Source organism: Pseudomonas koreensis (assembly GCF_036668835.1).
GTDB lineage: Bacteria > Pseudomonadota > Gammaproteobacteria > Pseudomonadales > Pseudomonadaceae > Aquipseudomonas > Aquipseudomonas koreensis_I.
In genome coordinates, this window is the sequence record NZ_JAZEVW010000004.1 from 90,831 (window position 1) to 116,464 (window position 25,634).

19 protein-coding genes are annotated in these 25,634 nt (G+C 60.9%); 11 read left to right on the forward strand and 8 right to left on the reverse strand.

Annotated elements, in window-relative coordinates; all coding sequences use genetic code 11:
- Positions 1-83: 83 nt before the first annotated feature.
- Positions 84-2,861, forward strand: a complete 2,778-nt coding sequence (locus V6F91_RS13215; protein ID WP_332765063.1) for a hybrid sensor histidine kinase/response regulator — start codon at positions 84-86, stop codon at positions 2,859-2,861.
- A 62-nt stretch (positions 2,862-2,923) separates the two neighbouring features.
- Positions 2,924-3,520 carry a MarC family protein gene (locus V6F91_RS13220; protein ID WP_025111770.1) on the forward strand — a complete coding sequence of 199 codons (597 nt, stop codon included), beginning with the start codon at positions 2,924-2,926 and terminating at the stop codon, positions 3,518-3,520.
- A gap of 83 nt (positions 3,521-3,603) precedes the next feature.
- Here V6F91_RS13220 and V6F91_RS13225 read toward each other — a convergent pair whose 3' ends face one another.
- From V6F91_RS13225 to V6F91_RS13260, 8 genes are all read right to left on the reverse strand, one after another.
- A complete protein-coding gene (locus V6F91_RS13225; protein ID WP_332765070.1) occupies positions 3,604-10,755 on the reverse strand; it encodes a TcdA/TcdB pore-forming domain-containing protein in 7,152 nt (2,383 codons plus the stop codon).
- 291 nt (positions 10,756-11,046) lie between these two features.
- Complete coding sequence (gene cobJ / locus V6F91_RS13230) at positions 11,047-12,747, reverse strand: precorrin-3B C(17)-methyltransferase (protein WP_332765073.1); 1,701 nt, start codon at positions 12,745-12,747, stop codon at positions 11,047-11,049.
- Positions 12,747-13,481, reverse strand: a complete 735-nt coding sequence (locus V6F91_RS13235; protein ID WP_370695113.1) for a precorrin-2 C(20)-methyltransferase — start codon at positions 13,479-13,481, stop codon at positions 12,747-12,749. The genes cobJ and V6F91_RS13235 overlap by 1 nt, the downstream gene beginning before the upstream one ends.
- On the reverse strand, positions 13,478-14,104 hold the full coding sequence (locus V6F91_RS13240) for a precorrin-8X methylmutase (RefSeq protein ID WP_332765075.1): 627 nt from the start codon (positions 14,102-14,104) through the stop codon (positions 13,478-13,480). Before V6F91_RS13240 ends, V6F91_RS13235 begins: the two co-directional genes overlap by 4 nt.
- Entirely contained in the window at positions 14,097-15,485 is a 1,389-nt protein-coding gene (gene cobG, locus V6F91_RS13245; protein WP_332765077.1) for a precorrin-3B synthase, read from the reverse strand. The genes V6F91_RS13240 and cobG overlap by 8 nt, the downstream gene beginning before the upstream one ends.
- Positions 15,486-15,555: 70 nt before the next feature.
- Complete coding sequence (locus V6F91_RS13250) at positions 15,556-16,212, reverse strand: hypothetical protein (protein WP_332765079.1); 657 nt, start codon at positions 16,210-16,212, stop codon at positions 15,556-15,558.
- 50 nt (positions 16,213-16,262) lie between these two features.
- A complete protein-coding gene (locus tag V6F91_RS13255; protein ID WP_332765081.1) occupies positions 16,263-17,081 on the reverse strand; it encodes a hypothetical protein in 819 nt (272 codons plus the stop codon).
- Between the two features lie 131 nt (positions 17,082-17,212).
- Positions 17,213-17,869: a hypothetical protein gene (locus V6F91_RS13260; RefSeq protein ID WP_332765083.1), complete on the reverse strand. Its 657-nt coding sequence runs from the start codon at positions 17,867-17,869 to the stop codon at positions 17,213-17,215.
- 198 nt (positions 17,870-18,067) lie between these two features.
- Between V6F91_RS13260 and cbiE the strand changes: the two genes are divergently transcribed.
- The 9 genes from cbiE (at position 18,068) to V6F91_RS13305 (ending at position 25,546) form a co-directional block, all read left to right on the forward strand.
- Positions 18,068-19,279, forward strand: coding sequence for a precorrin-6y C5,15-methyltransferase (decarboxylating) subunit CbiE (gene cbiE, locus V6F91_RS13265; RefSeq protein ID WP_332765085.1), 1,212 nt, complete (start codon positions 18,068-18,070; stop codon positions 19,277-19,279).
- Positions 19,272-20,369, forward strand: a complete 1,098-nt coding sequence (locus tag V6F91_RS13270; protein ID WP_332765087.1) for a cobalt-precorrin-5B (C(1))-methyltransferase — start codon at positions 19,272-19,274, stop codon at positions 20,367-20,369. The genes cbiE and V6F91_RS13270 overlap by 8 nt, the downstream gene beginning before the upstream one ends.
- Positions 20,366-21,094, forward strand: coding sequence for a cobalt-precorrin-6A reductase (locus V6F91_RS13275; protein WP_332765089.1), 729 nt, complete (start codon positions 20,366-20,368; stop codon positions 21,092-21,094). Before V6F91_RS13270 ends, V6F91_RS13275 begins: the two co-directional genes overlap by 4 nt.
- 159 nt (positions 21,095-21,253) lie before the next feature.
- Positions 21,254-21,562, forward strand: a complete 309-nt coding sequence (locus tag V6F91_RS13280; RefSeq protein WP_332765091.1) for a type II toxin-antitoxin system RelE/ParE family toxin — start codon at positions 21,254-21,256, stop codon at positions 21,560-21,562.
- Positions 21,559-21,849 (forward strand): addiction module antidote protein, encoded by a 291-nt coding sequence (locus tag V6F91_RS13285; protein ID WP_077570750.1) that lies wholly within the window; start codon positions 21,559-21,561, stop codon positions 21,847-21,849. The genes V6F91_RS13280 and V6F91_RS13285 overlap by 4 nt, the downstream gene beginning before the upstream one ends.
- A 99-nt stretch (positions 21,850-21,948) precedes the next feature.
- Positions 21,949-22,347, forward strand: a complete 399-nt coding sequence (locus V6F91_RS13290) for a DUF2946 domain-containing protein (protein WP_332765096.1) — start codon at positions 21,949-21,951, stop codon at positions 22,345-22,347.
- A gap of 47 nt (positions 22,348-22,394) precedes the next feature.
- Complete coding sequence (locus V6F91_RS13295) at positions 22,395-22,874, forward strand: copper chaperone PCu(A)C (RefSeq protein WP_332765098.1); 480 nt, start codon at positions 22,395-22,397, stop codon at positions 22,872-22,874.
- Between the two features lie 20 nt (positions 22,875-22,894).
- Positions 22,895-23,341 (forward strand): DUF2946 domain-containing protein, encoded by a 447-nt coding sequence (locus V6F91_RS13300; RefSeq protein WP_332765100.1) that lies wholly within the window; start codon positions 22,895-22,897, stop codon positions 23,339-23,341.
- Between the two features lie 84 nt (positions 23,342-23,425).
- Positions 23,426-25,546, forward strand: a complete 2,121-nt coding sequence (locus tag V6F91_RS13305; protein ID WP_332765102.1) for a TonB-dependent copper receptor — start codon at positions 23,426-23,428, stop codon at positions 25,544-25,546.
- Positions 25,547-25,634 lie beyond the last annotated feature (88 nt).

The following is a 25,634-nucleotide window of genomic DNA, read 5'->3' on the forward strand; positions in this document are numbered from 1 at the left end:
GGCGCGGGATGTCGTTCCTCGCCGGGCTGTTCTGCCGCCGCGCGTCGTTATATTCTGGCATCAACCTACGAAGGGATTTCGCCGTGCGCTGGCTCAGGATTGCCATAAGCTTCACCGTCACGCTGCTGACCTTGCTCTGCATGCTCCCGGCCCTCGCCGGTCAAGGCAGTGGCTGGTCGGTATTGCTTGACGATCAGGGCAATCTGCAACTGAGCGATATCCGCTCTGCCCGCTACACCAATCAATTCAGCCCCATCGAACTCGACCGCCTCACCGCGGCCGCGCCCGATGGCGCCTTGTGGCTGCGTTTCAGGCTGGCGCCGGGAAAGCATGAACAGGTACTGCGCATCTTTGCTCCGGACCTTTCGCAGCTCAATCTGTATGTGCTCGACGGCGACAGGCTGATCGAGCAACGCAACACCGGCACCGACCAGCCTCAGGCCGAACGACCGCTGCCGAGCAGCGACTTCATGCTACCGCTGCCGCAGAGCGAAAAATCGCTCGACGTCTACCTGCGCATGGTTTCCGATCATCAATTGCGCCCGCACGTCACCCTGCAATCGGCGGTGACGAGTGCGGCCGACCACCATCAGACGCTGCTGTTCGGCCTGCTGTTCGGCTGTCTGGCCATGCTGCTGTTGCACAACCTGGTGCGCTACGCCTATTCGCGTTCGCGCAGCAGCCTGTGGCTGGCGGTCTGCGAGGGTTTGCTGGGGCTGAGCCTGTTGCTGCTGCTCAATCTGGCAGGTCCGTGGCTGCCGAACTGGCATGCGGTACAGACCCCGGGCGCGTACCTGGCGCTGCTGCTGACCGCGCCGGCCGGTTTGATGTTCGCTTACCGTTACTTCGCTCCGCTCGGCCCGCACCCGCTGAACAAACTGTTGCTCGGCGACATCCTGCTCATCGTCACGTGCAGCCTGCTGCTGTTATTCGTCAACACCCTGCCGCTGAACATCATCACTTACGCGCTGGTGGCACTGGCCGGCCTGAGCATGTTGTTCGTCGGCGTCTACCACTGGCAGAAAGGCTACCGCCCGGCGCGGCTTTTCGTTGCGGCGATGGTGGTGTTCAACATCGGCACGCTGATCATTCTGCCGGCGCTGCTGGGGCTGACATTGGTATCGCCGCAAGGCCTGATCATGATTCTGATGGTGTTCATCTGCATCAGCGGCTTGCTGATGAGCGTCGCCCTGGGCGAGCGTCAGCGCAGCATCACCGAGAGCCGTTTCAGCGTCAGTCGCGATCTGGCCGCGAGCAACGCCGAGATCAACGCCAAAGCCGAGTTCCTCGCCAAGATCAGCCACGAAATCCGTACGCCGATGAACGGCGTACTGGGCATGACTGAACTGCTGCTGGGCACGCCGCTGTCGGTCAAGCAGCGCGACTATGTGCAGACCATCCACAGCGCCGGCAATGAACTGCTGACGTTGATCAACGAGATCCTCGACATCTCCAAACTCGAGTCCGGACAGATCGAACTGGACGACGTGCAATTCGACCTCAACGCCTTGATCGATGACTGCCTGAGCATCTACCGCGCCAAGGCCGAACAGCAGAACGTCGAGCTGATCAGCTTTATCCAGCCGCAAGTGCCGCGTGTCATCAGCGGTGACCCGACCCGTCTGCGCCAGACATTGCTGAGCCTGCTGGAAAACGCCCTGAAGAAGACCGACGAAGGCGAAGTGCTGATCGTCGTCGCCCTCGACGAGCGCAGCAACAAGCCGCGTTTGCGGATTGCCGTGCAGGACAGCGGCCAACCGATGGAACAGGAAGAACGCGACGCGCTGATGCACGCCGAACTGCACAGCAAGCACTTCCTGTCGGCCAACCGCCTGGGCGGCAATCTGGGGCTGGTGATCGCGCGGCAACTGATCCGCCTGATGAATGGCGAATTCGGCATCAAGAGCGGCGCCACGCAGGGCAGTACCTTGTGGCTGACACTGCCGCTGGATCCCGATCGCCTCGAACACCCGACCTCGGACCTCGACAGCCCACTGCAAGGCGCGCGGGTGCTGGTGGTCGATGACAACGACACCTGCCGCAAAGTGCTGGTCCAGCAGTGCAGTGCCTGGGGCTTGAATGTCAGCGCCGTGCCGTCGGGCAAGGAAGCGCTGGCTCTGCTGCGAACCAAGGCGCACTTGCGTGATTATTTCGATGTAGTGCTGCTCGATCAGAACATGCCCGGCATGACCGGCATGCAATTGGCGGCCAAGATCAAGGAAGACCCTAGCCTCAATCACGACATCCTGCTGATCATGCTCACCGGCATCAGCAATGCGCCGAGCAAGATCATTGCGCGCAACTCGGGGATCAAACGCATCCTCGCCAAACCGGTGGCAGGCTACACCCTGAAAACTACCCTGGCCGACGAGCTGAACCAGCGCAACAAAGGCCAGACCGTGTTTCAGCCGCAAGTGCTCACGGCGGCCACGGCGGCGAAAGTACCCAGCGATTTCCGCATCCTCGTGGCCGAAGACAACACGATTTCGACCAAAGTGATTCGCGGCATGCTCGGCAAGCTCAACCTGCAACCGGACACCGCCGCCAACGGCGAAGAAGCGCTGCAGGCGATGAAGGCACAGCGTTACGACCTGGTGCTGATGGATTGCGAAATGCCAATTCTCGACGGCTTTTCGGCAACTCAGCAATTGCGCGCCTGGGAAGTCAGCAACCAGCGTGTTCGCACGCCGATCGTCGCGCTGACCGCGCACATTCTCGCCGAACACAAGGAGCGCGCACGCCAGGCCGGCATGGACGGGCACATGTCCAAACCGGTCGAGTTGTCCCAACTGCGCGAATTGATCGAGCATTGGGTGGCCCAGCGCGACCAACAGAACCGCACCTCGACGCAACCTTCGTAAGCCGACAGGCTTTGCGGTGCCTGATAGACTCCTTACGATTCCCCCGCCAGTGAGCCTGCATCATGCTCCATGTGTTGTTCAGCGTTTACCTGAAGATGCTTGTGCTTTACAGCCCATTCTTCGTGTTGTCCTGCTTTATCAGCCTGACCCGCGGTTATTCGCGCAAAGAGCAACGGCGTCTGGCCTGGAAAGTTGCGGTCGCCACGCTGGTCTCCAGCGTCTTGCTGTATCTGTTCGGGCGGGTGATCTTCGACGTGTTCGGCATCACCGTCGATGCGTTCCGCATCGGTGCAGGCAGCGTGCTGTTCATTTCCGCACTGGGCATGGCGCAGGGCAAGCCGGCGGTGCAGGCCGACAACGTGCAGCAGGATGTGACCATCGTGCCGCTGACCATTCCGCTGACGGTCGGCCCCGGTACCATCGGTGCATTGCTGGTCATGGGTGTCAGCCAACCGCATTGGGACGACAAGCTCACCGCGATCATGAGTATCGCCCTGGCCAGTTTTACGGTCGGCGTGGTGCTGTATCTGTCGAACCGCATTGAGCGGATTCTCGGTGATCAGGGCTTGCAGATCGTAAGCCGCTTGATGGGCCTCTTTGTCTGCGCACTGGCTGCGCAGATCATCTTTACCGGAGTCAAAGGTTATCTGGTGCCTTGAGCGCTGGCAGCTGTAAGCACGGGACACACTAAAACGCCGCGAGCGGCAACGTTCGCGGCGTTTTAGTGTGCAGGCTCAACCCGTCAAGGCAACTGTTCAGTTACGGCCGCTAGCGTAGCTGTGGCGTCGCTGTCCTGCGCGGCCCCAAACGCCAGCAACCATTGCTCCAGCGCGAACAGATACAGGCGACCCGACACGCTGAGCGCCAACTCGCATGCGCTCTGCTCTTGGGCGTTGCGCACGATCAGACTGCGGCCATTGTCCGGATCGGCAAGCAGCAGCTCGTCATCAACCCGTGACATCAACCAATGCCCACAGTCCCCTACGTCGAGCGCGAGCAAGCCTGGCTCCGACGCTTCGCTGGCGGACGGACGCCGCGCATCGACAACAATGCAATCCAGACGTTGCCAGCTATCGGCCGAAATCCGATAGCCCTCCGTGTGTGAACCAAAGCTCAGGATCAACGTGTCCACGCCGTCAACCAGCAGCGGCAGGACCTCGGTGAGGTCATCGCTCACTTGCAGCGTCATGACTTGCGCATCACGATGAGCATGGCTGCCCGGCAACCAGACGCTGTCGGTCGTTCCGGCACTGAAAACCAGCTCGTCGGTCGAGTCGAGCAACAGCGGATTGTCGGTATCGCGCGTACCGAGGAATGTCGCCCAATGACCATCCTCCCGGGCCGACACATCGAACAGCCGATTCAGCGTCGGTACGTAATATTGGTAACGGTTGCCGGTATTTTCGACGGGCAGGAAGGCGGCATGAGATTGTCCGTCCAGCAGTTGCTTCAAACGCTCGCACAATTGTGCGGGCGTTTCGCCGAGGCGCCAGGACCAGCGATTCTGCGTGCCGATGATTCGCGCCGGTTGTTGATCCTGCAGTTGCAGCGTCACGCCTTCGCGGGTGCGCCCGAGCAGGCCATCACCCTGCGGCAGGACTTCGCTGAATGTCCACGATGACCAGACCGGCTCGGCCTGTGGCAAGGCCTGGCGATGCTGCACGACGCTGCTGTCGCCGAACGCTGCGCGCATGTCGTCGCAAGACACCAGCCTTTGGCGCCAGATAGCTCCGGCTTCGCTATCCAGCAGCCAGACGGCTTGCCGGTCCGGCGTCAGGCCCAATAACGTCAGCTCACGGTTGCCAGGCGTTTGCGCCAGTACGAGCTTTTCGTCCACGCACCACGCGGCCAGAAAGGGCTGGCCTGGCTGGGCGCGCAAACCGATGATCTTAAATGCTGCGCTGTTGTATTGCCTGGCCAACGCCGGCAGTGCGACCAGCCAGTCGGTATGTTGTTGCAGCCAGCGTTGGCTGAGGCCGACGAACTGCAGCACATCCCTGTCTATCTCGGACAACCAGTTATCCTCACGGGCACTCAGGTCGATCTCGAACAGTCGGCCATCGCTCAACGTGGCGAGATAGCTGTCACCGACACGTCTGATGTCAACTACATCCCGCGCCAGCGCTTGCTGCATGAAAACATTGTCACGCAGTTCGATGCCATGGCTGAGCATCTGGCTTTGCTTGCTGTAGAACAGCCGTGCCGTGGCCAGATCAGCGGATCGCGGCATGAGCAACACTCTGTCCGCGTCACTGTCCGGGTCAGCGCGGAAGTAGCGGCCGTTTTCCGCGCCGATCCAGGCTCGCTCAAGCAGTTGGTCGAAGGAATAAGCCTGCGCATGAATATACGGTGCGTAACGCCAGGTGCTGATGGCTGAAACCATGCCGGGGGTTTCGTCGGCATAGGGGCGAGGCTGTTTCTGGCGATGACGGAAAAACACGATCCGGCTGCCTTCTTCAGGTATGAGCGGGGAATTTTCCAACCCGCGCGACCTTAGCGTGATGTCGGTCAGCGTCACGTCCTTGTCAGCCAGGTGAAATTCCAGCGTGGTTCGCACGTTGAGGTTTTTGCGCTCAACCAACTGCTGCGAGACGCGCAGAGTGCCGTCTGCGAGTTGCACGAAAGCGCTGATTTTCGTGCCGGATTCCAGACTCAGCAAACGATAGCGCTGCACGACCAGCCCGCTGAGCACATCTACGCGCCAGACGGTGGCGTGATCGGGATGATAAAACCACGCTTGATCTGCAGTGGCGGCGCCCAGCAGCAAGCCGTCGTTAACCTCGCCGGGCAGGTTGCGCGCATATAACAGGCGTCTGCGCGTGCCATCGTAAAAAGCCGTTGTCTTCAGCGGGCGGCTGGCCGGACTGAACGGCACGTTGAATCGCTCAAGCCTCAAATAGCCGGCGGCCAGACGTTGCTCGTCACCGAGTTTGCGCAGTCGCGCAAGGACATCGCGCGAGTGATGGGTATCGCCAAGGGTGACGGACACCAGGCGCAATGCGTTGTGCTGCCAGTCCAGCTCGTACAGTTCACCCCCGGCCAGTTCGATCAGCCCCTCGAAAGCCGACAGCACGATGCCGTCAATCGTCAAATGGCGCCCCGCCAGATGTAACCGTGGGCCGCCGTCGTCCGCAATCACTGCATCAGCAAAGCTGACCTGCTCGAGGTTGACCCAGGGCGCATGCGCCAGCCATTTGCCACCGCCGTTAAATTTCACCCCGCTCAAACCGGGAGTCAGGCGCAACTGACAGTGACCGGGCGTGGCGGTGATTTCATAGGAAATTTTTTGCTGCCACTCCACCGGCAACGTCGGCACCACCAACTGACGGACATGCTCGTCAAGCTGCACGCCGATCGTGGTCGGTTTATAGATCGGGTGCAGCTTGTAGAGAATATGTTTGAGCGACGGCGTGCTGTGCAGATGAAAACGTCGGTTGCCTCGCTCGTCGTATTCGAGCTTGTCCGCCACGCTGTTGCGCAACTGCGGGTAGCGGGTGTGGATGCGCTCATCGAGCTGTACTTTCAGAGTTTCGCCCAGTGCCGTGAACGGATTTAAATACGACAACCAGTTCGGGTCGGGATGTTCACTGGCGCTACGCGGTTCAACCTGTTCTCCCGGCAAGGCCTCGTAGACATGACCGGCGCCCCCCAGTTGATAGTCGTAACCGTAATAGCAAAGCGGTGTGCAGGGCAGCACCACGGTATGCAGCGCAGCATCGTCGCGGATATCCAGCATTGCGCTCTCGCCCAGACCGAAGGCCTGGCGAATGTTCAGCGATCGGTGGATCTGCTTCGGATCATCGTTGTACTGCGGTAACTCAAGCGGGCCGCCGCCCCACGGATAAAAACGCTGGCTGTCAAAACGAACCTGCCGGTCTTGCAGATCGAGCTGGGTAATGACGGCTTCGGCCGGAAACTGCAGCGTCCCGTCGGCAAAGGTAAAAGCGCCTGGCCGGTAAGCGTTGTGGATGGCACGCAAATGATTACCGACCGCCGTAGCCTTGTCGGCGATCTGCCCGAGATTGCTGGCAATCGCGGTGGCCCCGATGCCGATACCGAGCAACGGCACCGATAGAAAAGCGGCCGCCGCCCCCGCCGCTCCACCTGCCGCCAGCGCAGCAATGTCCAGCCCCAACGCAGCCACATTGAACGCCAGCGACGTGGAAAAGCGCGAGCGCTGCTCGTGGTTCTGCGCCAGCGAAAGGTTGTAGATGTCGAAGCCGATGTTGACCAGCGAGAAGGCAAAGCCGACACCAATGGCTGCCGGCCCGAGCACGCGCCCGGCCAGTGATGAATGACGCAACAGCAGCGCTTGCTCACTGGCGGCCACCTGCCGCACCAGGTTGATCACCTGAGCGGTATCGCTGACCACGCCGAAACCCAGTTGGGCATAACTGACGTAGACCTGCACTTGCAGCGCAATCGACAGGGCTGGCAACTGCTCGCCAGCCTGGTGATCGCGCTGGCGCATTTCGGTGACCAGGGTCTGGATCGCAAAGGCAAAGCTCAAGCGACTGCCGCCGTCAGACTCAGCCGAGGCCGCGGATTTTGCCGCTTTGACCAACAGCTGCACATGGTCTTTGAGCTTGTTGAATCGCGGGTCGATTGTACTGACCCTTCGCGCCTGACGCGGGTTTTGCGCATCGACCAGGGTCAGCGAAAAAGCGCCGTCCGCCTGCGGCTTGAGGGTGTCGAGCAACGGCAGATATTCGCGCCCGAGCGAGTGCTCACTGCGCAATTGCTGCGTGGCCTCGCCAAATGCCTGCGCCCAGTACCGTGCATCCACTTGCGCCAGGCTGGTGCCCATGCGCGCGTTTTCGCTGAGCGAGCGCTGGCGCGCCAGCGCTTGTCTGGCCCAGACCGAGGTACGGCGCGAATCGCTCGAAGGCGAGTGCAGAAAACTGTCGACGCGCAAGCCCGCCGACAGCTTGCGCGTGGCAATCTCCTCGGTGTTCAGCTCGACCACGTTGAATCGCGCTCCGGCCATGTCGCCCAGCCCGTAAAGCCTGGCCAGTGCGCTATCGCCTGCACTCAGATAACGCTCCACGCCAAGCCTGGTCTGGGCTCCTGTGGCGAACGCGTAGATGGCAAAGTTCGGGTCGTAGAAGCGATAGACGAACCGGCCGTCTACCTGCACCTTGGCCATCAACAACGCGTGATCGCCGGTGTCGAGCAACAGGACGGTAGAGGCCGTTTTCGCCTCCAGCTTCTGCATCAGCGAGTCCAGATTCTGCACGCCAAGAGGCTTGCCAATGGTATGGGTCGGCACCGTCCGCAATTCGTTCAGCGCACTGAGCAACGCCCGTGAGCTGGTGTGTTGAGGATCGATGTTGGCCGCAGCGACATGCCCGACCAGCGTGCGCTCGGCCGACTCGCCGGCGACCACCGCTGCGCCCATCAACAGCGCCAGCGGATAGCAGCGGCGCCCAGGGTCGCTCGTCCCTTGCATGAGTAAGTCCTGCGACAGTTGCCGGGCCGAGGTCGCGCCGGCGCTGATGAACATTTCCCGCACCTGCGCACTGCGCTGAATGATCCGGGTGCGGTATTCACGCTGCGCGGTGCGCTTGATCTGCCCGATACGCTCGCTCCATTGCCGCACCGTCAGCGCTTCGAAGAGCGCCTGGACCTTGAGTTCACGCGCAGTCAGCACTTCATGCGCCTCACCCGGCGTCAGCGCTGTCGCGAATTCCGGGCGCTGGTGAATGGCTTTTTCGATAGCGTCAAAACGCGCGAAAGTGCCGTCGCCATCGGTTGCCACGGCAAGCTCACGCACGGTCTGCCAGATGCCCGCAAAGCCCGCATCGTCCAGACTGTCTGCACCGAAAATCCCGCCGAGCATGACCCGCTGTAGCGGACTGAGTTGTTGCAGCGGCAGCGCGTCATGGGCAATCCGACTGAACAGTTCGTTGAGGTTACTGGACGTTTCGGCGCCATGGGAAACCGGCAGCTCGCTCTGCGGTTGCGCAGCAATCAACTGCCGCGTGTCGAAGCCGATGGCAAAAGCATCGGTGAAGGTGATCTCACCGCTGAGTTTTTCGCGCATGGCCCGGACAAAGGGCTCGCCGAGGTCATCCATCCATTGCTGCAGCACCGACGTCAGCAATACCGGCTTACCGCCCACCACCGGCCAGCCCTGCTTGAACGTCAGCGTCTGTTGCGGTTTGAGCAGATCCGCCAGTTGGCCGGTATAACGCGACTTGAGTTTGCCGCTGCGCCACTTTTCCTGCTCTTTGGCCAGCCACTGCGCCTCATCGTCATTGACGGTCCAGCCGGAGATCATTTCTTCTTCGGTCTGGACGTTGTAACCCTCGGCCAATTTCAAGTGTTGCTGAACCTTGACCACATCATGTGCGAACAGGCGAGTTTCAACATAATTCCTGACCCCGGTCACCGCCGCTCCGGGTCCGGTCAGCGCAATGGTGCCGCGCGCTCCGACGCGAATGCCATCACGGTAATAATTCAGAATGGCCTGGCTTAAACTACCGAGAAAATCTTGCAGCGTTTGCGTCAGTCGGCCCCGTTCGATGTGTTCGTTCATTACATTTTCGATGACGTCGAGCAATCGTTCTGACTGCGACCAATCCACCGACGAGGCTACGGCCGACTGTTCTACGGCCTGAAGGCAGTCGTAGTTGAACCGGATCAACTGCATGACCGCGAGCGTCATTTCGCTGTGCGGCTGGGCCAGCATGTAGGCGTTCATTTCCCGGTCCAGTTGCGTACCCATGCGCAAACCATGAGCCGGGCTGCGGCTTTCAAGCGGGGCGACGAATATCTGCGTCACGCCGGGCTTGCCGCGGGCAAAGGCCAGCAACGCATCCAGATCGGCAGCAGGCAAGGTATCGGTGCGGTCGGCATAGCGCAGGCGATCGCGACTTGGCAGCAATGTTTCATCGTGATTGAGCAAAAGTTGCAACAGGCCCAAGCGTTGCACGTCATCGAACTTGCTTATATCGACGCCACCCAACTTCTCAGCCAACGGCGGCAAGTAGTCCATGTCGCTGTAACGCCCACCCTCCAGATATTGCGCCTGCAAGCGCACTACATCACTGGCGGCGGCGAAGTTGCCGCGCATCGCCACTTCACGCTGATAGACATCGGCCAGAAAATGCCCGTGAAGTTCTTGGCGAACATCGCGCAACTGCAAATCGCTGCCGGCCATTTGTTCATGGGTCTGCAAACATTGCTGCCGGAAGTTCTCCAGTGTCGCCCGGTCTTTGCCGTAAGCGCGCACCATCAATTCGATCCGGGCCTGATCGGCTTTGCCTTGCCATTGTGGTTGTTGCAGAAAATCGAACATCTCGCGCTTCAAGACTCGCGCACGATCTTCGATCATTTGTGCCAGCGCACCGGGGCGGCTCACGGTGTCGCCGCCCGACTCCATCGCATCCACTCGCGCGCTGTCGGAAATGACCCGATTCATTTCGAAAGCCAGCAAGGCATCGCTGTCATACCAGAGATTGAACTGGTAGCCCTCTGTGGCCAGAACCTTACGCCAGACATTCATGTAATCACGCTGGATAGCGCCGACCTGACTGCCGCCGACCCATACAAAATGCATTGTTTTTGGTACTGGCGCGGGTACGTCACTGAACATGCTCACCGTTGCCGCCAGGCGCGCCGCGTAATCGCGCAGCCCGTTTTCGATTCGATCAATGGCCACCGGCATGGGCGCCGTCTTGCGCTTGGCCAGGCGTTCGAAGTTGTCGAGGAAGAGCGTTACGACTTGTAGTTTTTCAGTGAAATCCGAGGCCCTGCCGGCGCTCTCGTAAAGCGCTGCCAACTCGGCATATTCGCCAGTAGCGGAAAACTCCTTCAAGGCGCGTTGCAGCGCTGAATAATCTTCGGCAGAAATAAGATCCGCTTCGCCGACATACTGTCTCATGACACCCATAAGCCTTCATTCCTGATTCAGTAAAGTGAACCTGGACGAAGTTATGCCGCTAATGCAGTGACTTCAAAAAACACAAAACTCAAATGATTACCGGAGAAACATTGAATAACAGTCACGTCGCTCACGCGCACCATCCGGCAACAAATAAGTTGGCCGCCAGTCATTGGCCAGACAGCCAAAGCGGTGTTCTAGACGCAGGCATCGTCGATTTCAAAGGACAGGATTCAGACAGGAACTTTGACCGTATGTCACGCCGAGACAAGTTGCTTACAACTTGCCTCGGCGTGCAATTCAGGCAAGCGGCTTTTCGCCGTACCAACGCGGTGTGTAAACCCATTCACCACCACTGGCACGGGGAAACGTGCAGGTGGTGGAAGAGCCGATCAGCACCATCGTGCGCATGTCGACCTGATCCGCCGTCAGCGCGCCGAGGGTAGTGGTGCGCAAGGTCTGGCCCGGACGGCCGATATCGCGCCCCAGCACGACCGGCGTTTGCGGGGTGCGGTGCTGCGCAACGATTTCCAGCGCCCGGCCCAATTGCCACGGACGCGCACGGGAGATCGGGTTATAGAACGCCAGCGCCAGATCTGCCTGCGCAGCGAGGTCCAGGCGTTTTTCGATGATCGACCACGGCTTGAGGTTGTCCGACAGCGACATCACGCAGAAGTCATGCCCCAGTGGCGCACCGGCCTGTGCGGCGGTGGCCAGCGAAGCGGAGACGCCGGGGAGAATTTCCAGATCGACGCTGTGCCACGCCGGGTCGCTCGATTCGTGCAACGCTTCGAGCACGGCCGCGGCCATGGCGAACACACCGGGATCACCCGAGGACACGACGATCACCGAACGCCCTTCGGCAGCGAGGCGGAAGGCGTGACGGGCGCGCTGCATCTCTTCGCGGTTGTCGGTGCAATGCTGCACCTGATCGTCGCGGAAGGGGCCAGCCATGCGCACGTAGGTTTCGTAGCCGAGCACATCGGTGGCGCGGGCCAGTTCGGCCTTCACCGCCGGCACCATCAATTCGGCAGCACCGGGACCGAGGCCGATCACCGCGAGACGACCGCGGGGGCGGCCGACGTGTTCGATGTCCAGCGGCTCGGCGACCACCGCAATAGCCAGACTCTGCACAAGATGAATCTGCGCTTGCGGTACGGCAGCCAGCGCGATTGCCTGCACATCAGCTGCAGCAGCGACAAAGCGCAGCGGCACGCCTAATTCGAGCGCCGCTTCGCGCAAGGTTGCCGAGGCCATTTCGCTGTCAGCCGCCAGCAGGCAGGCCAGCGATTGCGCGGCGACTTTCGCCTGCTGCAAAGCGCTGCGCACGGCCTTCGCCAGGTCGGCGGTTTCCGCACTCACCGCCACCGCGACGCTGCGCGGGTAAATCAGTAATTCGTCGGTGCTCGCTTGACGCTCGGCACTGCCGACATGAATGGTGCGTTGCGCCTGTGGATCCTGCGGCAACTGCGCCTGATCCAGCCACGGCGCCGCGCCTTCGATGCGCACGCTGTGGCCGGCGAGCAGGTCTGAGACAAAGCGCTTGCCCGATTCCAGATCGCCCAGTGCATAACCTCTCGGTGGATTGAGCAGGCAGGTACCAAAGCGCAACTCGCCACTGGTAGTGATCGCTGCTGCCACCTGCAATCCGGCAGCGATGTCGCGCGCCATGACGTTGACTCCGCCGAGGCCGCCCAGCAACGGCACCACTGCGCTGCCATCCTCGGCGACTGCGAGTACGGGCGGCTCGGCGCCCTTTTCCAGCAACAGCGGCGCCAGCGTGCGAATGACAATCCCCGCCGCACACAGGGCGATGATCGGCGTGTCTTGCTGATACAGCGCACGCAGGGCCGCGCCGAATTCCTGATACGTACAATCGGCACCGTCAACACGTCCGGCGAGGCCGTGAATCTGCGCCGCCGGGTACACCTGCTGAATGCGCCGCGCGGTGGCCAGGCTGCCCTGACCGAGAATGACGATGGCGGGAGTGATCTGCGTCATCAACCTTGCCACCGTTCGCCGGGCACGATGATCAGCGAGAAGTATGGCGAGGACATCGGCTCGACCTGATCCATCGGCACGATTTTCTGGTTGGCCATGGTCGCGCGCTCGACGTACAGCGCACGCTCAGCGAGGCCGAGTTCTTCGAGCACCTGACGAACCTTGGGAAAGTTGCGCCCCAGCTTCATGATCACCGCCGCGTCGGCATCGGCCAGACGTCGCTTCAGCTCTTCGTGCGGCAACACACCGGAGAGCACCGACAGGCTCTGATTGCGGTAAACCAGCGGCGCCCCGAGCACCGAAGCGCCGCCGAGCATCGAGCACACGCCCGGCACCACTTCGGCCTCGTAACGGCTGGCGAGGCGATCATGCAGATACATGTAGGAGCCGTAGAAGAACGGATCGCCCTCGCAGATCACCGCGACGTCGCGCCCGGCATCCAGATGCTCGGCGACCGCCACGGCAGCTTCGTCGTAGAAATCGCTGATCACTTGCTCGTACGACAGCGGCGCCGGCAACGCCTCGGTGGTCACCGGGTAGACCAGCGGTAGCAGGTTCTGCGCCTCGACCAGATGCGCTTCGATGATGCCGAACGCATTGCCCTTTTTGCCTTTGGCGACGAAGTACGCCACCACCGGTGATTCGCGCAGCAGGCGCAGGGCTTTGACGGTAATCAGTTCCGGATCACCGGGGCCGACACCGAGGCCGATCAGACGTCCTTTGGCCTGCATCATTCCACCTCCGTGGCGAGCGCGTTGACCGCCGCTGCGGCCATGGCGCTGCCGCCGAGGCGGCCCTGCATGATCACGAACGGCACGCCACGGCTGTCGGCGGCGAGTGCGGCTTTCGATTCGGCCGCGCCGACGAAGCCCACCGGAAAGCCGAGAATCAGCGCGGGTTTCGGTGCGCCGGCGTCGAGCATTTCCAGCAGATAGAACAGCGCAGTCGGCGCGTTGCCAATCACCACTACGCTGCCCTCAAGGTGCGGACGCCACAACTCCAGCGCCGCGGCAGAACGGGTGTTGCCCAGTTCGCGAGCCAGATCAGCCACGCTGTCGTCACGCAAGGTGCAGATCACCTCGTTATTGGCCGGCAGGCGCGCTCGGGTCACGCCTTCGGAGACCATCCGCGCATCACACAGGATCGGCGCGCCGGCGGCCAGCGCATCGCGCCCGGCCTTGCCGGCACCCTCGGAAAATTGCAGACCGTCGACGGCTTCGACCATGCCGCAGGCGTGGATCACTCGCACCGCGAGTTTTTCCAGGTCGGCCGGGATGCGCGCCAGATTGGCTTCACGGCGAATGATCGCGAAGGAGTTGCGATAAATCTCCTGACCATCGCGGATGTAATCAAGCATCAAGGGGGCTCCGGGCGCGGGCGGCGAGCAAGGTCGCGGCCGCTTCAATAGTAAGGTTGCAGGCGTGCAGCGCGCCGAAACCCGGCAGCGCTGCATCGCGAAAATAGAGATCGTAGTGACCGGGACTGACGGCCAGCAGCGTCGCCGCGGCACAGTGCGCTGCCGCGCAGGAGCGCGTGCAGCCGCTCAGATGTACATCGACCGCTGCGGGCAGCCGCGCCGCCAGTTGTCGGGCGTCGCCCTTGGTGTCGGCCAGACCTTTTGCGCAACCGCTGGCACCGGTGCAGGCGATCAGACGCGCCAGCGGTTCAGTGACCTCGGTCAACAGACCCAATGCCTGTAATCGACGCAGCACCTCTGCGGCGTCCGCCGCCGTGACATTGGGCAGCAGCAGGCTCTGCCAAGGCGTCAAGCGCAGGCTACCGTCACCGAACTGGCGGGCCAGTTGTGCGGCACCGCGCAGCATCATCGGATCGAGGCGGCCCAGTGGCGGCACGGCGCCGACATACACCTGCCCGGCAATGCTTTGCGGATGTACGCCAATGTGCAGAACGTCGTGCGCGGCTTGGCGCTTCCAGCCACTGTTGGCGCTGACCTGAACGCGGTTTCTCAACTGCTCAAGAAACGCCAGCACGGGGAGTTCTTCCAGCACATGGCGCATGCGTGTCTGCTCGGGACGCGCCAGGACGAGAAACAGTTCCAGCACCGCCACCACCAGTGCGTGGCCGTTTTCCACCGCCACCGAACCCAGCGCACGATCCGTCGGGCAGCCGGCCAGGCCGAAGGCCAGCCGGATTTCGTCGCCGTGCTCGAACGCCGACAACCACAGGTCATGGGCATGCTCGAGCATCGCCAGCGCTTCGCCCCCGTCCAGTTGCACGGCGAATTTGGCGCTCAACTCATGGAAACGCGAATGGCTTTGCAGGGTGTCGAGAATGCGCTCGGCGAGGGCGCGGGTGTCGAAGCGCATCTGCCGATCGATCCCGGCGGCGGGACTGAGCATCAGATTGCGCACGTCGTCGCCGCCTGGCGTGCGTGGACCGAGACCGACGGCGAGCAGGCTGTCGATCAGTGCCGCCGACTGCGCGCCGATTCCGCGGATCTGCAGATTGGCGCGATTGGTCGCCTCGATCGCGCCGCTGGCAAAGCGTTCGGCGGCGTTTGCCACGGAGTCGGCCTGATCGGCACTGATCGAACCGCCATTGAGTTTGATCCGGCAGATCCCGCCATCCAGCGCCTGGACGATACGCAGCAACCCCGGACAGGCCGAGGGGCGTACAGCGGTGGAAGTCGGGTGTTCGTTCAAGGGGCTGACCGGTTGTGTGGCAAAGGCGCTTCGCAAGCGAAGGTGCGGTATTATGCCTGCTTTGTCCGCCGGCATGAAAAGTCTGCCCGTCGGAACGCAACAGGGACGGGCAGAGCCACAGGCTGAACGTTGCAATCACAGACGCTCAGGTCAAGCTGATGATTTGCTCCCGGCACCGCTCTCCCAATAATGAAACAACCGCTGCCCGGGAAAAGTCATAGTCTTCCGACTCCAGCAGCGCCTTGCTTGCGCTGATAGACATGTTTCCGATTAAAGCTCCAGCACTGAAACGGCGCTGAATAACCGGCGCCTCTCTGAGGCCGGTTGCCTGAAAGCTTATGACCACCGTAGTGATGCTGGCTTGCGCAGTGACGAGAGTGAGCAGGAAGCGGACCCACTTTTCCTCTTTCACGACATGCTTTTCAAGCACCTGGAGCGCAGCAGGTGTCTGCTCCAGTCGCAGCCCCTGAAGCCAGCCATCGGTAATAACAGCCATATCCGGATTCACCCGGTGCATGGCCTGCTGCGCCAATGTCAGCAAGGTGAAACTGGCCGGCGCTGGCACTGGAAAATGTATCTCCGGCTCCCCCAGCAGCAGTGCTCCGGTCACGCTCATCGCCCTGTTTCTGGCCTGAGTCCACGAAGCGATAGGCGAAAAATCCGCGACGTTGCGGTCGGCCACTGTTTGCGCGTAAAGCAGCGCATTCAGTACGTCAGTCTTCTGTGCATCAGGCAACCCGTTTGCCACCAGAACCAGCGTTCCAGCGCAAACGAATGCATTACAATCCAGTCCGGTGCTCATTTGGCCACTCCTGAAAAGCCAGAGGTTTTCACCTCTGGCCTTAAGCGAAATCAGGCCTTGGGGCCAAATTCGATGCTCAACGCTTTCTCGCGCATGGCGGTCAGCGCCTTGACGATCAGGGGCTCGGCGATCAGATAGTCTTCTTCATCCATTTCCATGGTGGCCGCGCCGTTGTAAACCTCGACACTGGTCGGCGCCCATTCCACGAACAGCACTTTGGTCTGCTGAGCGCTGGTGAAATATTGTACTGCCGCAACCGCCATGGTGATTCCGCCCTCGGCATCCTGCACGGCGCTGGTCATGCAGAAGTTGCCGCCTTCGGCTTTCTTCGAGTTTCTTTCGAACAGTGCCAGTGCTTCCGGCTCATTCTTGAGCGCCTCCATGGTCGAGTCCGCCACGGTCGACAGCACTTTCAGGGCTGCCTGCCCTTGGCCGACAGCAGCACCCACCGCGGCGTGAATAATCGACAGTGCAATATTGTCCATCGTCACTTTTTGCGACTCGGCCTGATAACGGTTATAGGGCTGACTGAACGCGAACCAGCCCGCCAGTTTCATAAGACGCATGAACTCATTGTAGCGCTGCTCTTTTTGCGAAGCCGCCGGATACTTCAACAACGCTGCGAGATCGGCATACATGTAAGTATTCTTGACGATCCGCTTACTTCGCTTGGACATGCTTGCATCAAAACCGGCAATACCCGAGCCCATGATGGCCGCATTAAGTTCGTCCTTATCGATCGGCAGTGCATTACCCACACGGGCGGTTCGCGCACTCCGCACAGGCTGCGCGGCGATAAACGCGTTGCATTCTTCAATCAAGGAAATACGCTCAGCGGCGCACATTACTTGCTCAACTTCCATATTCATTACTTATATTCCTTTTTCAATATTAACGCACCCCTATGGCGCAAAACAAAACTACCTGCGGAGCAAAGAACAATCAAACCACACTTTATTCAACTTGTGTCCACACCCGCAGATACCCCACAACTAAAGCATCAACCTGCCAATTCAATCTCCCTCACTCGCAGTTCGGCTACTGCGGCATTCAGACGTTCTCGGTACTTGTCGATCTGCGCTCGCTTGATGACGAAACGTCTGGACTGGATGTCCAGTTGCGAGCCGTTGTGCTGCAGATTCCAGAACAGATAGGTCGAGGCCCACTCGGAACTCAGCAAACGTACGTTACTGATCACTATTTCCAGTTCCGTATAACGGTTGTACTGCGCCGGAGAAAACCGGAAATCACCAAACTTGCGTGTACTCGTGGTAAACACGTCGATAGCCGCCGGGTCGAACTCCAGCAACTGAAATGATGCCTTCATGGCGCTTACTTTTTCTCGACTCAATAGCTTGGAGAGTGAGTTCGCCCAGATCTCGACAACATCGCCGGAGAAGCGTTTGTCAGAGAAAATAACCGGCTCATGCTCCAGCCCCCAACCCACCGACCAGAGATGGCCCGAATAAAATTCAAACCAGTTGGCGGACTCCAGCTTTCTATTGAAGCGCAGGTCTGCATTATGCTCTGCCCAGCGCATGCTGTTTTTTATGAAGCGTTTGTCTTCCCTGCTCACTTCAGAGAAAAACGATAAAAGATTGCCGTCCTGTACCACACTGTTACTTTTATCGGACAAGACCTTATTGACTTCACTCACGGAAAACCTCATTGATCAGGTTATTGTATTTGCCTGACGTTGTTCGTAGGCACTTGAGCAAACTAACAACAAGAAAACCAACTTTCCAAATACAACCGATACATTTGATTTCTATCGACTGGCAAAGAGAATGCAGTCAGTGCACAGCCATCGCGTTATCATGTCGGCCGCTAATACTGTGGATAAATGAGGATCGGAATGAGCCCTTGGCTGACGGTTGTGGGAATCGGTGAAGACGGCTTCAAGGGCCTGGGCAAGCAGGCCCGGCGTGCCCTGATGGGCGCCTCGCGGATCGTCGGCGGCCAGCGCCAGCTGGATCTGCTACCGGTTTGCATTGGCGGCGAGCGGCAATTGTGGCCGAGCCCGTTTTCCCTCGCGCCCGTGCTGGAACGTCGTGGTGAAGCAGTCTGCGTGCTGGCCAGCGGTGACCCGATGTTCTACGGCGTCGGCGCCAGTCTGGCGCGGCAGGTGGCGAGCGACGAAATGCTGATTCTGCCCGCACCGTCGTCCTGTTCGCTGGCCGCCGCGCGCCTCGGCTGGCCGTTGCAGGACGTGGTTACGCTGTCGCTGGTGGCTCGACCGTTGGCGGCGCTGAATGCACATCTGGCCAGTGGCGTGCGTCTGTTGCTGCTGAGCAACGACGGCGAGAGCCCGGCGGCGGTCGCGCAGTCGTTGCGTGAGCGGGGTTTCGGCGCCAGTCGCATGAGCGTGCTTGAGCATCTGGGCGGCGACGCCGAGCGGCGAGTCGACGCGATGGCCAGCGGCTGGCCTGATGCGCCGGTAGCCGACCTGAATGTCATCGCCCTCGAATGCCTGGCAGATGCCGATACGCGCGGCTTGTCGCGTCTGGCCGGGCTGCCCGATTCGGCATTCGAGCATGACGGCCAACTGACCAAACGCGACGTTCGCGCAATCACCCTCGCCCGCCTCGCGCCAACGCCCGGTGAATTGCTCTGGGACGTCGGCGCAGGCAGCGGCTCGATCGGCATTGAATGGATGCGCGCGCACCCGAGCTGCCGCGCACTGGCCATCGAAGCCGATGCTGGTCGCCAGCAACTGATCGAACGCAATCGCGATGCCTTGGGCGTGCCCGGTTTGCAGCTGATTCGCGGCAAGGCACCGCAGGCGCTGGCCGGGCTGGAGCGCCCGGACGCGGTTTTCATCGGCGGCGGCGTGACCCGCGAAGGCGTGTTCGAAAGCTGCTGGCAACAGCTCAAACCCGGAGGCCGTCTGGTCGCCAACGCGGTGACCCTGCAAAGCGAACTGACGCTGATGAACTGGCGTGAGCGCTACGGCGGCGAGCTGACGCGCATTCATGTCGCCCAGGCCCAGCCGCTCGGCGACTTCGACACTTGGCGTCAGGCCTTGCCGATCACCCTGCTCGATCTGGTCAAACCCCTCGATGCGTGACGAAACCGCCGAACAACCCGCGCCCCTGCGCAGCGGCCTGACCACCGGCAGCTGCGCCACCGCCACCAGCCTCGCCGCCGCACGCCTGCTGCTCAGCGGCACCTTGGCCGATGCGGTGCAGATCGTCTTGCCCAAAGGCAAGCAGGTGCAGATGCGTCTGGAGTTCTGCCGACTGAATGCGCACGGCGCCGAAGCCGGCACGATCAAGGACGCCGGCGACGATCCCGACGTGACCCACGGCGCGCTGCTGTACTCGCAGGTGCGGTTGCTGGCCGAACCGGGCGTGCGCTTCATGGCCGGTGTTGGCGTTGGCACCGTGACCCGCCCGGGCCTGGTGCTGGCAGTAGGCGAACCGGCAATCAACCCGGTGCCGCGCCAAATGATCAGCGATCACCTGAACCTGCTCGCGGTGGAAACCGGCTACGGCGGCGGGTTCGAAGTCACGGTGAATGTCGAAGGCGGCGCAGAACTGGCGCTGAAAACCATGAATCCACGCTTGGGCATTCTCGGCGGGCTGTCGATCCTCGGCACCAGTGGCATCGTGCGGCCATTCTCCTGCGCGGCCTACATTGCTTCGATCCATCAGGGCATCGACGTGGCGAAAACCAACGGTTACCTGCACATCGCCGCCTGCACCGGCAACGCCAGCGAAGACACCATGCGCCGGGTCTACGACCTGCCGGAAATCGCCCTGATCGAAATGGGCGACTTCGTCGGTGCGGTGCTCAAGCACTTGCGCAAAGTGCCGGTAGGAAAACTCAGCCTGTGCGGCGGTTTCGGCAAGATCAGCAAACTCGCCGCCGGGCACATGGACCTGCATTCACGGCACTCGAGCATCGACTTGCCGCAACTGGCTGACTGGGCGGCAGCGATCGGCGCAGACGCAACCTTGCAGCAAGGCATTCGCACGGCCAACACCAGTCAGCAGGCGCTGGCCATGGCGGCTGCGGCAGGGGTCGGTCTCGGTGATGAAGTCTGCCGCCATGCGTTGAATTTCGCCCGCAGCGTGGTGCCGGCGCAGGTGCAGGTCGAGGTGTTCGCGATCGATCGTCAGGGCGGCATTGTCGGGCATGCCGGAGGTTTTGCATGAAGCGGATTTTGCTGCTGGGCGGCGTGACTGAAGCGCTGGCGATTGCCCGAACTCTTGGGCCAGAACACATTTACAGTCTCGCCGGGGTTGGCCGGGTGCCGACAGATCTGACCTGTCAGGTGCGTGTCGGTGGTTACGGTGGCGCTGAAGGTCTGGCGCAATTCATTCATGACCAAGGCATCGATCTGCTGCTCGACGCCACGCATCCCTATGCCGCACAGATCAGCCAGAACGCCGCGACTGCCGCGCAACTGACCGGTATCCCCTGCTGGGCATTACGCCGTCCGGCGTGGCAGCCGCAGCCCGGTGATGACTGGCGCGAAGTCAGCGACTGGGCCGAGTTGATCGCTGCGCTCAAACCGTTTCGCCGACCGCTGTTCACTCTTGGCCGTGAACCACTGCAGCATCTCGATGAAATCCCCGCCGACCAGTTCTGGACCCTCCGCGCCCTCGACGTTTATCCCGGCAACGAACGCTGCGAAGTGATTGGCGCCCGTGGGCCGTTTCTGTTGGAGGATGAGCGCGCACTGTTCGAACGGCGGCAGATCGATGTGTTGATCAGCAAGAACAGCGGCAGCAACGCGACCGAGCCGAAGCTGCAAGTGGCGCGCGAACGCGGGGTGCCGGTGTTGGTGTTGAAGCGGCCGGGGCTACCGGGGGTTTATCGGGAGTTTCGATCAGCGTCTGAAGTCCTTGAAGCCCTGACGACGTCAGACTTTTCCTGACTTCGAATTTATTTGCGAATTTACCTGCAATTTTTGAGGACACAGCCGACTGTCTTTCACCACATCCTCACCCCAATACTTCGGTTCCTTTAATCCCGACAAGCAGACAGCCAAGAAAAGCGGCTTGCCAGCTTGTATCCCAAGGAATACGATCCCGACATGATCGCTTTTGAACGATCCCGCATATTTTCCGAATGGCTCGACGCCTTGAAAGACATCAATGGGAAAGGCCGAATCATCTCAAGAATCAAAAAAGCCGAAAATGGCAACTTCGGTGATTGCGGGTTCGTCGGTGACACTGTTTATGAAATGCGTGTTCATTATGGCCCTGGTTACAGGATGTACTTCACACGCAAAGGTGAAGTGATTTATCTGCTGCTGATCGGGGGCGACAAATCGACACAAAAAAGAGATATCAAACGCGCCGTGCAGATGGCTCACACATCGGAAATGAGGAGTAGATCATGAGCGAAGAATTCGCCCGTTTTGATGCCGCCGAGTACCTCAAAACTCCCGAGGACATGGCGGCGTATCTGGATGCCTGTTTTGACGACGATGAAGGCGACGGCGTCCTTATCCGTGCAGCGCTCAATGACATCGCCCGGGCTCAAGGCATGACACAAGTGGCACGGGATGCAGGTTTGGGCCGCGAAAGTCTTTATAAAGCGCTGAGCAGCACTGGCAATCCCGAATTCGCAACTATCATGAAAGTCATGAAGGCTCTTGGCTTGAGATTGCATGCCGTAACACTTTAAAAGCACTGCGACACCAAACCGCACGACGCTTTTTTACTTATCGGCCCTGATCAGGCTAAATAGCCCGCGCCTGATCGCCCACTCCAACGGATCTGTCCCATGAACCGACACCGGCTAGCAATTGCCTGGATCGCCTGCTTTGCAGTGCTGTTCAACATGCTCGCCATGCCGATGAGCGGGGCGATGGCGCAGGCGGCCAGTTCACCGGCCGAGCAATTGCTCTGGAGCAGTTTCTGCACCGGCAGCGGCACGAAGATGGTCGCTATCGATATCGGCGCCAGCGATCAGCAAGCGCCGCTCAACGACACTCATTCGAACATGCAGCATTGCTGGTGTTGCTCGGGCTCGGCGCCGTTGGTGGCGCTGCCGGGGCATTCGCCGCAGCTGTATTTCGCCCGCTACGAGAGCAACCACAGCGTCGCGCCCGTCTCACTGCAAACCCCGACACCGCGCCAGCAATGGCCGAGTCTCAACCCCCGAGCTTCCCCTCTGGTCTGATTTGTTCGCGCAATAACCCGCGTTTCAAATCGTTCTGGAGAACTGCCATGTTGAACAAACTCATCGTCGTCGCTGCGCTGCTGTTGCCGGCGTGCTTTGCCCATGCCCATGAATACAAGGCGGGAGCGCTGGAAATCGCGCATCCGTGGTCGCAGGAACTGCCGCCGAATGCGCCAACGGTCGCCGCCTATTTCATCATTCACAACACCGGCAAGACCGACGATCGCCTGCTCAGCGTCGACTCGCCCATCGTCCCCGAAGCGCAACTGCACGAACACATCATGCAGGGCGATCTGATGAAGATGCAGCAGGTGCCGAACGTGGCGATTCCGGCTGGCGGCAACGTGACCTTCGCGCCAATGGCCTACCACGTCATGCTGCTCAATCCGCGCGATCGCAGCCTGCTCAGCGATGGCAAACGCTTCCCGATGACGCTGCATTTCGAAAAGGCTGGCGACGTCACCGTCGAAGTCGCCGTGCAGAAAAAACCACCGGAAACCACGCAGACGCACGCGCACGCTCAGTAGCCATCCGGCAGACCTCGCCCATGCGCTCGCCAGGCAGCAGGCCCACCCGGCAACGCCGTCAGACTGAACACCTGACCCGCGGCAGCTGGATCGCTCTGTTCGCCATGTTGATGATCTTCATCGGCCCACTGATTTCTCAGTCGATGCCGATGGATCAACACGCCTCGACCTCGATGCCGATGAGCATGGACATGTCGATGGCCATGCCCGGCATGGACCACAGCAGCCATGATGCGCAACCCGCTGCCGAACACTGCCCGCCGCAATCCTCGCACCACGTGCTGTGGGAAAAATGCGGCTACTGCAGCCTGCTGTTCAACTGCCCGGCGCTGACCGGCGCAGGCGACTTCGTCGCGTTCAACGTCCCGCCGCAGAACACCTTCACCCCGCCCTCGCCACGTCAGGGTCACGCCCGGCAACCCTTGTTTCCCGGCGCCCGCACCCGCGCCCCGCCCATCGCCGCGTAAACACACACCGCTGATTGCACACGGTTGAGAAGACAGCTTCAGGCTGCCGGCCGTGTCGTTTACGACTGTTCGATGGAAATTGTCATGTCCAGGTTTGTTGCTGTTTCCCGCTCGGGCTCTGCCCCGGCGTCTTTCGCTTTGAACGAATCATCGATTCGTTTCAGGCACGCTACCGCCGTGCTTTGCGGCGTCCTGCTATCCCCGTTGGTGCTGGCCGATGAACACGCCGGCCATGATCAAGAACTGAGCCCGACGGTGATCACCGCGATCGCACCGAGTTCGCCGCTGACCATCGTCACCAACCCCAAGGACCCGCGCCAACCGGTGCCGGCCAGCGACGGTGGCGATTACCTGAAAACCATTCCCGGTTTTGCCCTGGTGCGCAATGGCGGCACCAACGGTGACCCGGTGCTGCGCGGCATGTTCGGCTCACGCCTGAATATCCTCACCAACGGCAGCATGATGCTCGGCGCCTGCCCCGGGCGGATGGATGCGCCAACCTCGTACATTTCCCCGGAAACCTACGATCAACTCACAGTGATCAAAGGCCCGCAAACCGTGCTTTGGGGGCCGGGTGCATCGGCCGGCACGGTGCTGTTCGAGCGTGAGCCGGAAAACTTCGGCGAACTCGGCACCCGGGTCAACGCGAGCATTCTGGCTGGCTCCCATGGGCGCTTCGACAAGGTGATCGACGCCGCTGCTGGCGGCCCGCTGGGTTACGTGCGGGTGATCGGCAATACCGCGCATTCCGACGATTATCGCGACGGCAACAACGACATCGTCGCCTCGCGCTATGACAAGTGGAACGGCGATATCGCACTCGGCTGGACCCCGGACGCCGACACTTTGATCGAGCTCACCGCCGGCAAGGGCGATGGCGAAGCGCGCTACGCTGGACGCGGCATGGACGGTGCGCAATTTCTGCGCGAAAGCCTCGGTCTGCGCTTCGAGAAATCAAACATCACTGACGTGCTGGAGAAATTCGAAGCGCAGGTCTATTACAACTACGCCGACCACGTGATGGACAACTACACCCTGCGCACACCGTCCGGCACCGGCATGATGGCAGGCCCGATGGCGTCGAATGTTGATCGCCGCACCCTCGGCGCGCGGATCAAGGCGACCTGGCGCTGGGCCGATATTCAGCTGATCACCGGCCTTGACGCGCAGACCAACGAACACCGCCAGCGCAGTGCGATGGGTATCGACACTTACAAGGCTCGGCCGTACAGCAAGGACGCCGATTTCCATAACTATGGCGTGTTCAGCGAAATGACCTGGTATACCGCCGAGCGTGATCGGCTGGTCAGCGGCGCGCGGGTCGACCGCGCCTCGGCCAGGGATTACCGGCAAACCACCGGCTCGGGAATGCTGTCGCGGCCCAACCCGACCGCTGACGATACGCGCGCCGACACCCTGCCCAGCGGTTTCATACGTTATGAGCATGACCTCGCCGACAGCCCGACCACGCTTTACGCAGGGTTGGGCCATGCCCAGCGTTTCCCGGATTACTGGGAACTGTTTTCCGCAAGCAACGGCCCGGTGGGTTCGGTCAATGCCTTCGATGCGATCAAACCGGAAAAGACCACGCAGTTCGACTTCGGCCTGAACTACAAGCGTGCCGACCTCGAAGCCTGGGCGTCCGGTTACGTCGGCGTGGTGCGCGATTACATCCTCTTCGATTACACCCCGGCGATGATGGGCATGAGCACCTCGCGCGCCGAGAACATCGACGCGCGGATCATGGGCGGCGAAGTCGGTGCTGCCTACAAACTCACCGACCACTGGAAAGCCGACGCGACCCTCGCCTACGCCTGGGGCAAGAACAGCAGTGACGGCACGGCGCTGCCACAAATGCCGCCGCTGGATGCACGTTTCGGCCTGACTTACAGCGAGGATGACTGGAGCGCCGGTGCCCTGTGGCGGGTTGTGAGCGCGCAACATCGTATCGATGAAAACAAGGGCAACGTGGTGGGCAAGGACTACGACCAGAGCGCAGGTTTTGGCGTGTTTTCGCTCAACGGTGCCTACCGGATCAACAAGCACTGGAAGGTCAGCAGCGGCGTCGACAACCTGTTTGGCAAGGCGTACGCCGAACATCTGAACCTGGCGGGCAACGCCGGATTCGGCTACCCCGCCAACGATCCGCAAGCGATTAATGAACCGGGGCGCACGCTCTGGACCAAAGTCGATATGAGTTTCTAGCGGTCAACACCATCCCATGTGGGAGCGAGCTTGCTCGCGAAGAGGGCGGCACAGTCAACATCGATGTCGTCTGGCACGACGCCTTCGC

Coding starts and splice junctions, on each gene's coding strand:
- V6F91_RS13220 (WP_025111770.1), top strand. CDS start 2,924: ATGCTCCATGTGTTGTTCAGCGTTTACCTGAAGATGCTTGTGCTTTAC.
- V6F91_RS13225 (WP_332765070.1), bottom strand. CDS start 10,755: ATGGGTGTCATGAGACAGTATGTCGGCGAAGCGGATCTTATTTCTGCC.
- cobJ (WP_332765073.1), bottom strand. CDS start 12,747: ATGACGCAGATCACTCCCGCCATCGTCATTCTCGGTCAGGGCAGCCTG.
- V6F91_RS13235 (WP_370695113.1), bottom strand. CDS start 13,481: ATGATGCAGGCCAAAGGACGTCTGATCGGCCTCGGTGTCGGCCCCGGT.
- V6F91_RS13240 (WP_332765075.1), bottom strand. CDS start 14,104: ATGCTTGATTACATCCGCGATGGTCAGGAGATTTATCGCAACTCCTTC.
- cobG (WP_332765077.1), bottom strand. CDS start 15,485: ATGCCGGCGGACAAAGCAGGCATAATACCGCACCTTCGCTTGCGAAGC.
- V6F91_RS13250 (WP_332765079.1), bottom strand. CDS start 16,212: ATGAGCACCGGACTGGATTGTAATGCATTCGTTTGCGCTGGAACGCTG.
- V6F91_RS13255 (WP_332765081.1), bottom strand. CDS start 17,081: ATGAATATGGAAGTTGAGCAAGTAATGTGCGCCGCTGAGCGTATTTCC.
- cbiE (WP_332765085.1), top strand. CDS start 18,068: ATGAGCCCTTGGCTGACGGTTGTGGGAATCGGTGAAGACGGCTTCAAG.
- V6F91_RS13270 (WP_332765087.1), top strand. CDS start 19,272: ATGCGTGACGAAACCGCCGAACAACCCGCGCCCCTGCGCAGCGGCCTG.
- V6F91_RS13275 (WP_332765089.1), top strand. CDS start 20,366: ATGAAGCGGATTTTGCTGCTGGGCGGCGTGACTGAAGCGCTGGCGATT.
- V6F91_RS13280 (WP_332765091.1), top strand. CDS start 21,254: ATGATCGCTTTTGAACGATCCCGCATATTTTCCGAATGGCTCGACGCC.
- V6F91_RS13285 (WP_077570750.1), top strand. CDS start 21,559: ATGAGCGAAGAATTCGCCCGTTTTGATGCCGCCGAGTACCTCAAAACT.
- V6F91_RS13290 (WP_332765096.1), top strand. CDS start 21,949: ATGAACCGACACCGGCTAGCAATTGCCTGGATCGCCTGCTTTGCAGTG.
- V6F91_RS13295 (WP_332765098.1), top strand. CDS start 22,395: ATGTTGAACAAACTCATCGTCGTCGCTGCGCTGCTGTTGCCGGCGTGC.
- V6F91_RS13300 (WP_332765100.1), top strand. CDS start 22,895: ATGCGCTCGCCAGGCAGCAGGCCCACCCGGCAACGCCGTCAGACTGAA.
- V6F91_RS13305 (WP_332765102.1), top strand. CDS start 23,426: ATGTCCAGGTTTGTTGCTGTTTCCCGCTCGGGCTCTGCCCCGGCGTCT.